Annotated in this window: 14 protein-coding genes and 1 pseudogene; 7 read left to right on the top strand and 8 right to left on the bottom strand. The window is 68.3% G+C overall.

Features of this window, described 5'->3' with window-relative positions:
* Positions 1-153 precede the first annotated feature (153 nt).
* Positions 154-2,196: a BTAD domain-containing putative transcriptional regulator gene (locus ACH4D5_RS24575; protein WP_398306426.1), complete on the top strand. Its 2,043-nt coding sequence runs from the start codon at positions 154-156 to the stop codon at positions 2,194-2,196.
* A gap of 66 nt (positions 2,197-2,262) precedes the next feature.
* Positions 2,263-2,364 (top strand): annotated as a pseudogene (locus tag ACH4D5_RS24570) (VOC family protein); the annotation flags it as partial.
* A 53-nt stretch (positions 2,365-2,417) separates the two neighbouring features.
* On the opposite strand, the gene ACH4D5_RS24565 reads toward ACH4D5_RS24570, so the two are convergent.
* The 3 genes from ACH4D5_RS24565 to ACH4D5_RS24555 are packed head-to-tail and all read right to left on the bottom strand — an operon-like array spanning position 2,418 to position 3,425.
* Positions 2,418-2,744, bottom strand: coding sequence for a DUF1048 domain-containing protein (locus tag ACH4D5_RS24565; protein ID WP_398306424.1), 327 nt, complete (start codon positions 2,742-2,744; stop codon positions 2,418-2,420).
* A gap of 1 nt (position 2,745) precedes the next feature.
* Positions 2,746-3,102, bottom strand: a complete 357-nt coding sequence (locus ACH4D5_RS24560) for a DUF1048 domain-containing protein (protein ID WP_398306422.1) — start codon at positions 3,100-3,102, stop codon at positions 2,746-2,748.
* Positions 3,099-3,425: a PadR family transcriptional regulator gene (locus ACH4D5_RS24555; protein WP_398306420.1), complete on the bottom strand. Its 327-nt coding sequence runs from the start codon at positions 3,423-3,425 to the stop codon at positions 3,099-3,101. The genes ACH4D5_RS24560 and ACH4D5_RS24555 overlap by 4 nt, the downstream gene beginning before the upstream one ends.
* A 285-nt stretch (positions 3,426-3,710) precedes the next feature.
* Between ACH4D5_RS24555 and ACH4D5_RS24550 the strand changes: the two genes are divergently transcribed.
* Positions 3,711-4,109 (top strand): peptidase inhibitor family I36 protein, encoded by a 399-nt coding sequence (locus ACH4D5_RS24550; protein WP_398306418.1) that lies wholly within the window; start codon positions 3,711-3,713, stop codon positions 4,107-4,109.
* A gap of 99 nt (positions 4,110-4,208) precedes the next feature.
* Here ACH4D5_RS24550 and ACH4D5_RS24545 read toward each other — a convergent pair whose 3' ends face one another.
* Both ACH4D5_RS24545 and ACH4D5_RS24540 read right to left on the bottom strand, forming a co-directional pair.
* Positions 4,209-5,252 (bottom strand): ArsR/SmtB family transcription factor, encoded by a 1,044-nt coding sequence (locus ACH4D5_RS24545; protein WP_398306416.1) that lies wholly within the window; start codon positions 5,250-5,252, stop codon positions 4,209-4,211.
* Positions 5,253-5,416: 164 nt separating this feature from the next.
* Entirely contained in the window at positions 5,417-6,154 is a 738-nt protein-coding gene (locus tag ACH4D5_RS24540; RefSeq protein WP_398306414.1) for an SDR family oxidoreductase, read from the bottom strand.
* A 132-nt stretch (positions 6,155-6,286) separates the two neighbouring features.
* Here ACH4D5_RS24540 and ACH4D5_RS24535 point away from each other — a divergent pair, with 132 nt between their 5' ends.
* Both ACH4D5_RS24535 and ACH4D5_RS24530 read left to right on the top strand, forming a co-directional pair.
* Positions 6,287-7,132 carry a helix-turn-helix transcriptional regulator gene (locus tag ACH4D5_RS24535; protein WP_398306412.1) on the top strand — a complete coding sequence of 282 codons (846 nt, stop codon included), beginning with the start codon at positions 6,287-6,289 and terminating at the stop codon, positions 7,130-7,132.
* A gap of 431 nt (positions 7,133-7,563) precedes the next feature.
* Positions 7,564-8,415: an NAD(P)H-binding protein gene (locus ACH4D5_RS24530; protein WP_398306410.1), complete on the top strand. Its 852-nt coding sequence runs from the start codon at positions 7,564-7,566 to the stop codon at positions 8,413-8,415.
* Positions 8,416-9,135: 720 nt separating this feature from the next.
* On the opposite strand, the gene ACH4D5_RS24525 is transcribed toward ACH4D5_RS24530, so the two are convergent.
* Positions 9,136-9,984 (bottom strand): EamA family transporter, encoded by an 849-nt coding sequence (locus tag ACH4D5_RS24525; protein ID WP_398306408.1) that lies wholly within the window; start codon positions 9,982-9,984, stop codon positions 9,136-9,138.
* A complete protein-coding gene (locus tag ACH4D5_RS24520) occupies positions 9,977-10,522 on the bottom strand; it encodes a MarR family winged helix-turn-helix transcriptional regulator (protein ID WP_398306406.1) in 546 nt (181 codons plus the stop codon). The genes ACH4D5_RS24525 and ACH4D5_RS24520 overlap by 8 nt, the downstream gene beginning before the upstream one ends.
* A gap of 858 nt (positions 10,523-11,380) precedes the next feature.
* On the opposite strand from ACH4D5_RS24520, the gene ACH4D5_RS24515 reads away from it, so the two are divergent.
* The gene (locus tag ACH4D5_RS24515; protein WP_398306405.1) at positions 11,381-11,845 is read left to right on the top strand and encodes a DUF2199 domain-containing protein; all 465 of its coding nucleotides are present in this window, start codon (positions 11,381-11,383) and stop codon (positions 11,843-11,845) included.
* 408 nt (positions 11,846-12,253) lie between these two features.
* Positions 12,254-12,667, top strand: a complete 414-nt coding sequence (locus tag ACH4D5_RS24510; RefSeq protein ID WP_398306403.1) for a VOC family protein — start codon at positions 12,254-12,256, stop codon at positions 12,665-12,667.
* A gap of 170 nt (positions 12,668-12,837) precedes the next feature.
* On the opposite strand, the gene ACH4D5_RS24505 is transcribed toward ACH4D5_RS24510, so the two are convergent.
* Complete coding sequence (locus ACH4D5_RS24505; protein ID WP_398306401.1) at positions 12,838-13,608, bottom strand: MBL fold metallo-hydrolase; 771 nt, start codon at positions 13,606-13,608, stop codon at positions 12,838-12,840.
* Positions 13,609-13,691 lie beyond the last annotated feature (83 nt).

Below are 13,691 nucleotides of genomic sequence, written 5' to 3'. Positions count from 1 at the left end.
GGATGGGTCGGGCCCGCCGGGCGGCGAACGCCTTCAGCTTGCCGCCGCTGAATCAGCAAGTGATCAGCGGCGATCAGCAGTGATCAGCAGCCTTCAGTAGTCATCAGCAAGAGATCTGTACGGAGAGAGCGCGGTGGTCCGCACGTGTCGGGCATGACGGGGACGGAGACGGGGGCCGGGAGCGGGCCGGGGTCGGCGCAGGTCGTGTTCGGGGTGCTCGGCCCCGTGGGCGCCTGGGACGCTGACGGGCCGCTCGCCCTGCGGGGGCCACGCCAGCGAGCCGTCCTGGCCCGCCTGATCGTCGCCCGCCGCCATGTCGTGCCCGTCACACGTCTCATCGACGACCTGTGGGAAGACCCGCCGGAACGCGCTCTGGGAACGGTACGGACCTTCGTCGGCGCCCTCCGCAAGGCCCTGGAACCCGACCGCCCGCGCAGGGCCCCCGCCCGGCTGCTCGTGACCGAGGGCCCCGGCTACGCGTTGCGGGCCGAGCCGGACGCCGTGGACGCCTGGCGCTTCGAGACGGCCGTGGCCGAGGCCCGACAGCTGCCGCCGCAGGAAGCGCTGCACCGCCTCGACGAGGCACTGGCGCTGTGGCGGGGCCCAGCCTACGCCGAGTTCGCCGAAGAGGAGTGGGCGCGCACGGAACGCTCGCGCCTCGCCGAGCTGCGCGCACTGGCCGTCGAGCGACGCGCCGAGGCGGCGCTCGGCCTCGGCCGGGCCGCCGAGGCCGTACCCGACCTCGACGCACACGTGGCCCGCCACCCGTGGCGCGAGGACGCTTGGCAGCTGCTGATCCTCGCGCTGTACCGCACGGGCCGCCAGGGCGACGCCCTCGCGACGCTGCGGAGGGCACGCGCCACGCTGGCGGAGGAGCTGGGCCTCGATCCGGGCCCGGGCCTGCGCCGCTTGGAGGCGGACATTCTCGCGCAGGACGCGACCCTGGACCTCCCCAGTCGACCCGGTCAGCCTGGTCAGCCCGGTCCATCCGGCCCGTCGGCGACGGCATCCCGGCTCTGGAGCGAGGCGGCCGCATCGTACGACCGCACCGTCGAAGCCGGAGCCCGCGCCCGCCTCGAGTCGACGGTCGGCCTCATCCGCAGCCTCGCCGTGACCGGCGCCGGGGGCCTGGAAGCCGCCAGGAAGCACCGCATGGCGGCGATCGAAGCGGCCGAGGAGTACGGTGATCCGGAACTGACGGCCCGCGTGATCGGCGCCTTCGACGTCCCCGCGGTCTGGACGCGCGGCGACGACCCGGAGCTCGCCCGGCACATCGTCGAGGCCGCCGAGCGGACCCTGGCCCGGCTGCCCAAGGACGCCTCGGAGGCGACGCGGTGCCGGCTGCTCGCCACCGTCGCGGTGGAGACGCGCGGCGCCAGGACACCTCGCGGACCTGGCGCCGCGCGCGAGGCGGAGCGGCTCGCGCGCCGCCTCGACGACCCGGCGCTCCTCGCCTTCGCGCTCAACGGCACGTTCATGCAGTCCTTCACCCGCGCCGGCCTCGCCCCGCGGCGCGACGCGACCGGCGCCGAACTCGTCGAACTGTCCGCCCGGCATGGCCTGTTCACCTTCGAAGTACTCGGCCACCTCATCCGCATGCAGGCACGCGCCGCACTCGGCGACTTCCCGGCCGCCGACGCGCACGCCGCTGCTGCGACCCGGCTTTCGCAACGGCACGAACTGCCGCTGGTGGGCATTTTCACCCAGTGGTACGAAGCCCTGCGCCTGGCCGCCTCAGGCGACGTGCCCGGAGCCGATTCCACCTTCCGCACCGCAGCCGCGAGCCTGGACAGCGCGGGTATGCCGGGAATGAGCACCGGCCTCCTGCCGCTGGCCCTCGTATCCCTGCGCCTGGCACACCGGCTGCCGCCCCACGTCGATCTGACGGCAGACTGGGGCCCTCACCGTCCCTGGGCCGAGGCGCTCGCCCTCGCGGAGACCGGCCACCACGCCCAGGCCCGCGCGGCACTGCGTGGCCTCCCCGAACCGCCACCGGACCTGCTGTACGAGGCGTTGTGCTGTGTGGAGGCAGAGGCGGCCCTGCGCTCGGGCGACCGGGCCGCACTCATGAGGGTCCGGTCACGCCTGCTGCCCGCCGTCGGTCAACTGGCCGGTGCGGGCAGCGGAGTTCTCACCACGGGCCCCGTCGACCGCTGGCTCACCCGCATCGCGGAGGCAGTGGACGCGCTGGGCTGAGGCTGTACGCACTGGGTTGAGGCCTTACGCACTGGGCCGAGGGGGCTGAAATCCGTCCCGGCTGCGTCGACGGACGTGGGCCAAGGCCCGGACAGGAACTGGGTGGTCATGGCCGACCCCGAGGGCAACGAGTTCGACGTCCTCCGCACCTTGGCGCCGCAGGACTAGGGCCTGCCCGCCGCCCGAAGCGGGGCAACGGACCATGCGTGCGGGCTGCGGGCCTACTTGTCGGCCGTGCCGGAGTTCCGCGCGATGGACTCCTGGTAGACCTCCGCGTACGTACGTGAATCCTTGATCAGATCGTCGCAGAACGCGGCGACGTCGGTGCCGATGAGTTGCAGCACCCCCTTGCCCGAGGCGGCGCCCTCCTCGAAGAAGTCGACAATGCCGGGGAGCAGGGGACCGTCGTGAAGGTCGACCGGTCCGACCTTGAAGAGGTACCTCTGCATCTCTTTGTAGACGATCCGGTAGTCCGGCGGCAGCGCCTTGACCCGGGCCATGTGTGCCCGCCACTGCTTCTTGCCCTCGATGATGTCCTGGATGCCCACGTCAGCCTCCCAGCCGCTTCAGTTTCCTCGCGACGTTCCTGTTCAACTGTTCGCGCCACCGGTCGCGATGGGTCCGGGCTCCTTCTCCACCGGCCAGAGCCGTGGAGAAGCCTCGGATGTCGTCGCCGAGCACCTCGTGGACGCTCTGTCCGTCCGCCGCGGTCTCTTCGAGCAGTCCGAGGGCGGCGTCGAGGATCGGCATCAGGTTGCGGCCGGTGAAGTCCCCGTACGGAAAGAGGTGGGCGTTGATCTGTTCCCACGCGGCCCGGTGGTCGTCCGGCAGGGCCGCGGCCCTGACCTCGAACGCCTTCCAGTCCCTGGTGAGATCGCTGCCTGTGACGGTCTCCCAGAAGTTCATCTCCCGCCCTCCCTGAGCTTGTTGATACGCGATGACACGTACTGCCACTTCGTCCAGAACTTCGCGAGCTCCTCGCGGCCTGCGTCGTTGAGTGCGTAGAACTTGCGCGGCGGACCGACCCCAGAGGGTCGTTTGGTCACCTGGACGAGTTTGTTCCTCTCCAGCCGCAGCAGGATGGTGTACACCGTCCCCTCGACGACATCGGCGAAGCCGAGCTCGTTCAGGCGGCGGGTGATGGCGTACCCGTAGGTCTCCTCACTACCGATGATTTCGAGCACGCATCCTTCGAGGGTGCCCTTCAGCATCTCCGTCAGGTCGTCCAAAGCAGGTCCTCCTCGGCCTCCTGGGTACTGCCCGCCCCCGGTACTACGTAGTACCGAGTACCACTACACAGTATCACTGAGTAGCACCGAAGTCTCTGCTCGGCCGCACATGAGCTGTCGCCCTTTAAGCCGTGGCTTAAGAGCTGGACCGTGGGTGGCCGGCTCACCCAGGATGCGAAGCCATACGCCACTCACTCCGTGGCCTGTGATGGGGGACCGCGACCACTTGGCCCTGCGGCGCCCACCGCCACCGTAAACACACCGACTGAAGGAGAGGGATCGACCATGCCCGGATCGAAGTTGCGGACAACGACCACCACCATGGCCATGGCGGCGGGGCTCATTCTCGCGGCCCTGACCGCGCCCGCGGCAACGGCAGCACCGGCCAGGGCTGACGCCAGCGGTTACGACCGGTGCGCCAGCCCCAACTTCTGCCTGTTCGAGCACATCAACGGAGAGGGGCGCGTCATAGGCCTGCAGGGGGAACGCAGAACTCTCCCCTACGACTTCGACAACATCACGTCGTCCCTCCGAAATCGCACCGGTCGAATCTGGTCCGTCTATACGGGGATCAACTTCACGGGGCGATGCCTGCCCGTCTCGGCCACCTACGCGGGAAACGTCACCCAATACAGCATGAATGACCAGATCAGCTCCGTGCGGCCCGGCCCGTGCCCGACCTGATCGTCACCTCCTGGTGCCTGCCTCAGCGCCCTTACGGGAGCTGAGGCACTGCACCAGTTCAACCCGCGCGGACGGCCTGCACCGGCTGCTGGCGCAGCGTCACCGGCACCGTGCTGGGCCTAACGGTTCCGTCAGGGTGCCGGTCCGAAGCAGGGCCAGCCCGAGGGGAGTGATGAGGTGCAGCACGGAACCGCCTCGGCGGCTCGTGGTGATGAGGTCCGTGTTGCGCAGCACGGTCGCGTGCTGACTGGCCGCGGCGGCCGTGACGTTGAGGCGGCGGGCCAGTTCGCTCGTCGTGCAGCCTTCCGCTGTCACGAGGAGGGCGGCAGCCCGTGTGCGGCCGAGCAGTGCCTCCAGATTCCGCGCGGCGGAGCCGTTCGCTTCTGCCGGTCCGGCGGCGTCGGTCAGCGGCCGGCGGAGAGCGGGCACGGTCAGTCGGGGCGGTTGGGCGGTATCGAGCGGGTCCCATAGAAAGCTCACCGGGTGCTTCGCGAAGACCGTGGGAGTGATGATCAACCCCCTTCCCTGGAGACGCACCTCGACTTGGCGCGGGTAGGGAGCTTCGAGCACCGGCGGACGCCACCGCACCAGCGGTGCGCAGACCGAACGCAGCAGCAGGTCGATGCCTCCCTCCAGCATCAGGTTCGCGCACCGGGTGGACAGGGCGACCAGGTCGGAGCGGCCGCGATGCCAGTAGGGCTCCACGGTCAGCCGGTGGCAGGCGCGCACCGCCTCGGCGAGTTCCCGGAGCGCGTCGCGGTCGCCCTCGGACACCTGCCTCGCCCACGACAGGTGTCCGGGGTGGAAGTCGAGAGCCTCGAACTCGCGTCGCAGCCGGGACGTCGGAACGTGCAGCAGGTTGTCCACGGCATGGTCCAGAGAGGGCGCATCGCCCATCAGGGCCAGCAGATCAAGTCCGGGACCACGCAAGGGAATCAGGGACGTCAGGGGGCGGGTCTCCGCTCCCATCCGACCGGCGACCGCCGACCGCCACGAACGGAAGTGGGGAAGCTGTCGTTTCTCCCTCAGCAACTCCAGGCTGTAATAGACCTCCGCTGCGACACCGATCGTCGCGGCCACCCGTGTCCGGGCGAGGTCTTCCGCCGTGAAGTGGATGCGTAACACCGATTGGCCCCCTGCCATCGACGTACAGAGCGTAAGCGCACCCTCAGCATGCCCAATCGGGGGCCCGGGCCACATGGTCCGCGGCGATGATGCTGTCGACCAACTCGGGGAATGTATGGGGCAGTTACCGACCAGAGCGGACTGGTCACACCGAACTCGCCCCCTTCGCTGCCCTGATCCGGTCAGCTCTGCGCGGTCGGGCGTACGACGATCTCGTTGACGTCGACGTCAGCGGGCTGCTCGACGGCGAAGGCGATGGCCCGCGCGATCGAAGCCGGAGGGATGGCGAGCTCGTCGCGCATCCGCGCGACGTCCGCGCGGACCCTTTCGTTGCTCGACGCGTCGGCGAAGCCGGTGTCCGTCACCCCGGGCGAGACGGTGGTCACCCGCAGCGCGGGTCCGGCCTCCTGGCGCAGCCCCTCGCAGATGGCCCGGACCGCGACCTTCGTCCCCGCGTACACGGCCATCGTCGGCACGATGCGGTACGCCGCGGTGGACGCGGTCACGACGAACTGGCCGCTGCCCTGGGCGCGGAAGACCGGCAGCGCCGCGCCGATGCCGTGCAGCAGGCCCTTGATGTTGACGTCGACCATGTGGTCCCACTCGTCGGTCCGCAGGTCGTCGAGGGGCGAGATGGTGCCCACTCCCGCATTGCTCACCAGTACGTCGAGGCGACCAAATCGTTCCCCGGCGAGCGCGACCAGGGCATGCAGGTCGTCGCCGCGGGTCACGTCCGTACGCAGGTGGACGGCTTCGCCGCCCGCGTCCACGATGCGCCCGGCCAGGTCCTCGAGGCGTTCGGTGCGGCGGGCGCCGAGGACGAGCCGCGCGCCCCGTTCCGCCAGGAGCAGTGCGGTCGCCTCGCCGATGCCGCTGCTGGCTCCCGTGATGGCGACGACTTTGCCCGTGATGCCTGTCATGCGATGCGCTCCTCAGTGGTGCTGGGGGTGCTGCTGGTGGTGTGCTGCTATTCGTCCTGCTTCACCGCCAGTCTGCGGCGCACTTACTCTGGTATCCAGAGCCGACTTATTCTGGAATCAAAGGTGGTACTCATGGCAGGGGCGCAGGACAGGCGCACGGAGCTGGGCGCGTTCCTGCGCAGCCGCAGGGAGCGGATCACGCCCCGCGAGGTGGGCCTGCCGTCGACACGGCGGCGCCGGACGCCGGGGCTGCGGCGGGAGGAGCTGGCCCTGCTCGCCGGAATGAGCGCGACTTGGTACACGTATCTCGAACAGGGCCGGGACATCCGCGTCTCGGACCAGGTCCTCGACGCGATCGCCGCCGCCCTGCGCCTTGCCCCGCACGAACACGACCACCTGCTGCGGCTCGCCGGACGCGCCCCTGCGGCCGGGGCGCCGGAGCGGGCGCCGGAATCGCTCGCCGCCGAGGTCGCGGCCGTTCCGCTGCTGCTCCAGCCGCACCCCGCGTACGTCATCGACGGCACCTACGACGTACTCAGTCACAACCCCGCCGTCGAAGAGGTGTTCCCGCGCCTGAGTACCGGCGCGGACCGCCCGCCCAACTTCGCACGCTGGGTCTTCCTCGAACCCGTGGCCCGGGAGATCCTGGTCGACTGGGAACCCGAGGCACAGGGCCTGCTTGCCCGCATCCGCACACTCGCCGGCGCCCATCCGGGCGACCCCCGGTACACGCGGCTGGTCGAGGAACTCCACCTCGGCAGCCCCGAAGTGCGGGCGTGGTGGCCGCGATTCGACGTCGAACAGCGCAGGGGCGGCCACAAGCGGCTACGACCGCCGGGACGCGGTGTGATCACGTACGCCTACACCGCGTTCCACGTGGCCGGTCAGCCGGAGCAGACACTGGTCATCTACGCGGAGTCGGACGGCGGGGCCGACCGGGCCGGGGGAGGAGTGCGGGGCGCGACCGACGGCGTCTGAGCGCGCGGGGCGACACCCAGCACACGACTCTTTCACGGTGAGGTGCTGCTTTGGTGATGGCTTTCGGCATGGCCTACGGGCAACAGCACCACATCCGGAACGATTCACTTCACCGACGGGTACACCGCCAGCGCCCGACCTCGGTCTAGCAGTGGCCCACCCCACCCCAGCCTGATTCTTGAGCCTGTGCCATGGCACCTACACGCCCGTTCGCCACAGGGGCGCGCACTGCGGAGGTGCAGGGCAGAACGTCATTGGGATGCTCGTAGTTGGTCTCTTCGACTGCCAGCTGCTCAGTGCAAGCCGGTGACCGATGTGGCCTCAGGAGTTGGCACGGCAGCAGGCGGCCTATCCGGTCGGCCGGTGCTTGACCTGAACCTTGGTTGATGTACGAGAGTCGTGTCATCGAACGGCGAGACGAGGAGATTCCGATGACACAAACCAGGATCCTGGTGACTGGCGCGACTGGAAAAGTCGGCGGCTCGGTGGTGACTCAACTGCACGCGAGAGGCGTGCCCGCCCGGGCGCTGGTGAGAAGGGAGGCAGATTTCCCGGAGGGTGTGGAGGTGGTACACGGCGATCTCGGTGATCCCGCGTCGCTGGAGACGGCTTTGGAGGGCGTCGATTCGGTCTTCCTGGTATGGCCGTTCCTGAGCGCTGCGGGCGCGTCGGACGTGATCAAGATGATCGGGAAGCGCGCTCGACGGGTGGTGTACCTGTCATCCGCCGGGGTCGGGAGCGAGAAGGAAAAGCCGGGCGAGGCGATCACCATGTTTCATGCGGAGCTCGAGCGGCTGATCGAGGCATCGGGCCTGGAGTGGACGGCGCTGCGGCCCACCGGGTTCGCGAGCAACACGCTGGGCTGGGCGGAGGAGGTCCGCACCACCGGTGCGGTCCGGGCGCCACTGGCAAGGCTGGCCCGCCCGCTGATCCACGAGGCGGACATTGCTGCGGTAGCCGTTCAGGCTCTGACGACCGATGCCCTGCTCGGCGCCCGCCCGCTGATCACCGGCCTCGAACTGCTCACCCAGGAACGGCAGGTGGCTCTGATCAGTGAGGTGATCGGGCGGCCGGTACGGTTCGAAGAAGTCTCACTGGACGAGGCCATCGAGCAGATGAAGGCCGCGGGCTACCCGGCAGAGCTGGTGGAGGCCGTGGTGCCGGCCCAGGCGCAGATGCTCGACAATCCGGAGCCGGTCAACGATGAGGTGGAGCGCATCACGGGCACCCCGGCCCGATCCTTCCGAGAGTGGGTGGCGGACCACGCGGCGGACTTCCGCTGAGAGGGGCGTCCATCCGTGAGCTGTGTTGTTCACCGGCCCCTAACCAACGACGAAGCAGGGTCAGGGCTTTGACGCACGGTCGGCGAGTTGAGGCCGCCCTGGAACGTACAGCTCCGATGGCAAAGCCGCAGGTCTGCGACTTCACTGGATATCAGACGGGTGACACCAGAGGAGCGGGCCGGCTACCGATCGAGGTCGGCCTGAACCGTGAGCTGGCCGGGGAGCTGAGGCGCGATGGCCTGGTGGGAACGCTGTCGGAGATGGAGCTTCTGAAGGACAAGCTGCACGCCGCTGGGAGCTCCCTGACGTTCCCTCCTGCCATCGCGATCTTCTCGCAGCCAGCGCCGTCAGCGCGACAGGATTCAGGGACACCCGCAGCCCACACACGACTGGCTGTCGTGCTCATCACTCCACTCGTCACACCTGGCGCGGCTGCGCACCGGTGTCATCCGTCCGGTCAAGTGGCATCCACAGAGAACAGTCGCAAGGTCATGCGATCAGGCGCCTCCACCAAGCCGAAGGAGCGCGTTCAGGGGGCGCTGGTGCAGGCAACCGAGTTGGAGTGGCAACCGCAGGTCAGGGCACGGACCAGGCAGCGCGCTACAGGCTTGTTGGCACCAGCGCCCATGACTTCACGCCCTACAGCCTGGAGGATTACACCCGCATCAGGCACGTCATGTCCTCCCTGGGATTGTGAACGTACCTGCTGGCGGCAGTGGGTCAGCGCAGTGCGATGAGCCCAATCGCGAGTGTCGCGCAGACGAGACCAGCGGCCTGTCGGCGGTTCAGGCGTTCCTTCAGCAGTACGAGGGCGAGGATGACGGGGATGGCGGGGTAGAGAGCGGAGAGCACGGTGGCGATGGCCATGAGCTGTTGTCTGGTGGCCTCCAGATACAGCACGATCGCAAGTGTGCCCAGGGCGCCGGCCGCCACCGTTGCCCCCCATGGCCTTCCCGTCAGACCCCACGGGGCGCCATAGGCGCCCAGGACCGCGGCGATGACCACGACGGAAACCATGCGACTCAGCACTACCGGCCACAAGCCGCTGTCCGTACCCACCTGCGCCATCGCGAGGAACTGCGCGCCGAAGCCCAAACTGGCGATCGCGGCACTGGGAACCCCTGGGGAGACCGCCCCGCGCTGTTTGTCACCGAGGCCCGGCGAGTTCTGTGAGACCAGCCACAGCGCCGGCAAGACGGCGGTGATCCCCACCCACGCAGGCATGGCTGGGCGTTCCCCGAGCAAACACACCCCGACCAGGACCGGAAGGGCCACAGCTCCGACATCGCTGACCGGGACGACCACGCTCATCGCCCCCTGTGACATCGCCCGGTACAGGAAGGCGACCCCCAGTCCTGTGCCCGCCCCCGACAGCCCACCCCAGCCGTAGTCGGCGAGCGAGGCGGCTCCACCGGCCGGAAACAGTGCCAGGAGCAGCCCGAGCACGGTGCCGCCCAGTTGGGCGTGAAGCGCGACGGTCAGCCCGTCGTGTCTACGCGAGACCGAGCCGTTGACGAAGTGCGTGATACCGAAACATAAAGCGGACAGCAGAGCGAGCAGCTCACCCATGGTCGCGCTCGTAGCTCGCCCGGTGGTCCCGGTCCGCCTGGCCCACCGGGCAGGTCGCACCGTCCCGGACACAGACACACCGGTCGCACAGCCGGCAGATGCGTTCGGCGTCACCGGGCTGCTGGTACAAACCCGTCAATACCTTGCCCAGCAGCTCGCCAAGCTGCTCCCTCTCGCTGTCGTCGAGGCGGTTCAGCGCCTGTCGCAGTACATCGCTGCGGCAGGCCAGGAGAGTGTGTGCTGCCTGTACGCCCAGATCACTGAGCTGAAGGCGGACCCACGCTCCCCAGCTGGCTTCTTTCCGTACCAGCCCCTGTTTTGCCAGGCCGTCAACCATGCGGGCCGCCGCGGACTGGCTCAGTCCTACCCGCCGACCCAGCTCGGTGACGCTCAAGCCAGGGTCTGTGGACAACACCACCAGCGCGGCAGCTCCGCTCGAACTCGTGCCGGCCGCCCGCGTCGCCTCGGCGACCACCACGTCGCTGAGGGCAAGCGCGGCGGCTCCCAAAAGATTCGCCGTACGGGGTGCTTCATGCATGAGTCATGCATACCCCTAATGGAGTGCGTAAACCTTGCTGTCGTGGCTGAACCATCTCACTCGGAACAACTGCCAAGCTTTCGATCGCCGCTTCTGGTGACAGAAGACCCGCTGAATGCACACCGTCGGTCGCCGCCTCGACGAGCTTCTCCTGCCGAGTCTCAGCACCGCTCCACAGGTCGTCGCGGCTGATACTCACTCCGCTCCGGCCCGGAACCAGACACTCCGAGCTCGCTTGACCGAGGCTTCTCGGCTGTCCCTGATTCGAGCAGTGAGCTTGCAGTTGGCCTGGCCTGCAAAAGACCATGGCCGGGAGCACCCGGCCCTCCTCCACGTTCTCGCCGGGTGATGACGGTCGGTGCCGGCTCAGGAGCCTTGGGCCAGGACGATGCCGCTGGTCCCAGACGCCAGGTCAAGTGCCGCATCGGGGCACCCGTGAGCACCGGCCAGCTGATATTCGCTTCTGGCGACAGAAGGAGTGCGGAATGAGCGCATGTGACGAGCGCCCCATGCATCGTCGGTGACAACCAGCTGCTTTGACATCTCCACTTCGCCAGCTCACTTGGCTCTGTCGGTGACAGCCATGGTGCTTCGGCGCATCCGTTGAGCCGAAGCAGGGTAGTTGTCGCATAGGCAGGCTCGTTGACACTTACGTGGCTGGCCGTTGGCCGCATGCAGTGCCTGAAACGCGATAGTTGGATGTTGAACACGCCAGCTGGGCCCGCACCTCAGGTCACCTCAGGCAAGCCGGGCGCCCGATCGAGGTACTACCGGAGCCCGTCGCTAGGCTTCGGCACCATGACCAGTGATCTTGGGTTCACCTGCTCGTGCTGCGGGGCCCAGTACCCTGAGCTTCCGATGAACTACACGGCCGAGGCCCCCGCCGTTTGGGATCCGACCTTCGCCGAAGCCGACGACTGCTTGCTCTCCGCGGACCATTGCGTGGTCCGTGGTCAGCACTACTTCGTCAAGGGCCTGATCGAGATGCCGGTCATCGGCACTGACGAAGTGTTTTCCTGGGGTGTCTGGGTCTCGCTCAGCCGAGAGAGCTTTTCCCGGGCCTCAGATCTGTGGGACAGGCCCGGACGTGAGGCAGAGAAGCCGTACTTCGGCTGGCTCACCACCGAGCTTCCCGTGTACCCGACGACGACGCTCAACCTGAAGACACACGTCCATACCCGCCCGGTCGGCGAGCGCCCTTTCATCGAGCTGGAGCCCACCGACCATCCCCTTGCCGTGGAGCAGCACACAGGAATCAGCCTTGAGCGCGTGCGAGAGATTGCGTCGGCCGTGCTCCATGCCGGAGACGGCGAGCAGCGGTAATGGCTGACCAGCCCGTATCGCCCGTCCCGGTCGCGCCTGCCGATCTGAGCCGCAGGGCCCAGCGGTTCATCGAGACGGAGGGCATTCGCGTTCGTCGGCAGGACATCCGGCGACACCGCGACGCGTGGATCGAGGACGGGATCCCCGCTGAGGAGATCGAACGGGCCACTCAGGAGAAGGCCGGGTGTCCATGGCCTGCAGCTTCATGATCGGCCTCGTCGGCTGCGGGCAGCGCTGTGGCTGCACACCTGGCCGCAGCGCGGGTACGCGTGTGAGCGAGCCGGCCGCGCAGGTCATCGACGTCGGGCGCCCCGAGCGCTGTGCTCGCCAAGGTTCTGGCGAACGGCCTCTGACAACGAGGGCCTGTCTGACAGTTCGGCTCATTCGGTCTTGTGGCAAGATCGCGGGATGCTACGACTAACCGACTTCATCATCGACTGCCCGGACACGATGGAGCTGGCAGCCTTCTACTCCGAGGTGCTGGGGCTCCCGGTCAAGGAGGACAGCAACGAGAACTGGGCCGGTATCCAATTCGGCGAGATCGAACTGGCCTTCATGCAGGTCGAGGACTACCGCGCCCCGCAGTGGCCCGACAGCGAGCACCCCAAGCAGTTCCACCTCGACTTCGAAGTCGACGACATCGAGGCCGAGCAGCGCCGCGTCCTGGCCCTCGGCGCGACCTTGCAGCGGGACTGCACCGGCCCCGACGGCTACGGCTTCCGCGTCTACGCCGACCCCATCGGTCACCCGTTCTGCCTCTGCCGCAACAAGGGCGTCATCTGGACCGACCACGGCCTCATCTGGCCCAAGCGCGACCAGTAGGGCGCTTTCGACGTAGGTGAAGCCATTCGTTGATGGCGGTGATGTGGACGTTCCGGGCGGTCGGGTCGGCCCTCGAAGTCGACGGAGCGGTACCTCCGGTCAGAACTCTTGCCGGAGGTACCGGAGACCGATCCGGATACGCCGCCGCTCGGCTCACTTCGCAACACGGCCTAGCCGATCGAGAAGGTGGCCTCGGGGGCGGCGTAGTCGACGGGACCGTCGAACCGTGTCGAGACGCGTGCCACCGCTTGCTGCGGTGTGAGGGAGCGGCCGACGTGCGTGACGATCAGTCGGCCTGCTCCGGCCGCGCCGGCTGTGGCGCCGGCGTCCTCGGGCGTGTGGTGCACCTTTTCGCCCTCGACTGGCTCCTGCGCGTAATCGGCTTCGCACAACAGCACGTCGCATCCCTCGGCCAGCTCCGTGAGGCTCGGGCACGGTGCCGTGTCCCCGGAGTACACCAGCGACTTGCCCGCCGCCTCGATGCGTACGGCGAAGGCCTGGATGCCGTGCGACACCGCCCGGCTGGTCAGTCGGAGCGAGCCGATGACCGCTTGATGCCCATCGAGCAACTCGTTTACCGCGAAGGCGGATTCGACCGGGCTGCGAGTCGAAGCGTTGGTGAGGAAGTCGGCCAGCCGGTCGGCGATTCCCGGCGGGCCGTAGAGAGGGATCGGAGCTGCGAGGTCGATGTCCGCGTACAGGGCGCCGTAGTACGCGGTGAGCAGGTCCGCGCTGTGGTCGGCGTGCAGATGCGAGATCCAGATCGCGTCGAGTTCGTCCAGTCGCACATGACGCTGGAGCGGGCCGAGCGTCCCGCTGCCCGCGTCCATCCAGATACGGGTGTCCCCGCTCGACACCAGGTAGCCGGAGCACGGATTGCCCACGCTCGGGTAGGGCGTAGCGCTGCCCAGGACCGTGAGATGAAGAAGCTCGTCGCTCATCACGAGAGCGTAGAACACGAGATCCATATCCTGGTGCTCGGGAGTGACTTGGTAGTGCTCGGCGGCAGGCGCAGCGCGGTCAG

It is taken from the genome of Streptomyces sp. NPDC018029 (genome assembly GCF_044327655.1).
GTDB lineage: Bacteria > Actinomycetota > Actinomycetes > Streptomycetales > Streptomycetaceae > Streptomyces.
Note: the sequence above shows the minus strand (reverse complement) of the source record. Positions and strands in the feature narration are given on the sequence as shown.